This window comes from Cupriavidus sp. 01L43, from assembly GCF_056399925.1.
Genome location: NZ_JBFTSH010000064.1, coordinates 1 through 380 on the forward strand (window position 1 = coordinate 1; position 380 = coordinate 380).

Sequence of the window (380 nt, forward strand, 5' to 3'; positions counted from 1 at the left end):
GAAGATGAGGATTCCCTGGAGGCTTGACCTCCTTGAAGGGTCGTTCGAGACCAGGACGTTGATAGGCTGGGTGTGGAAGCGCAGTAATGCGTTAAGCTAACCAGTACTAATTGCCCGTAAGGCTTGATCCTATAACCAGTGTGTCTTGCCTGGTGTAGCGGTTCGCCGCCTTGTGCCACGATGGTACAAACACAACCAATCTTTACTACTCCCAGATTCGCCGTGCTGACCTGCGTCAGCGCGGCAACCCCTCATGCCTGGTGACCATAGCGAGTCGGAACCACCCCTTCCCATCCCGAACAGGACCGTGAAACGACTTTGCGCCGATGATAGTGCGGACTACCCGTGTGAAAGTAGGTCATCGCCAGGCTCTTATACCC

The 380-nt window shown here is 55.0% G+C and carries 2 rRNA genes; both read left to right on the top strand.

From position 1 onward, the window contains the following. Window positions 1-131, top strand: a 23S ribosomal RNA gene (locus AC1DP9_RS27790); the annotation flags it as partial. Between the two features lie 125 nt (window positions 132-256). Beyond that, window positions 257-370, top strand: a 5S ribosomal RNA gene (rrf, locus tag AC1DP9_RS27795). The last annotated feature ends 10 nt before the right edge of the window (window positions 371-380 follow it).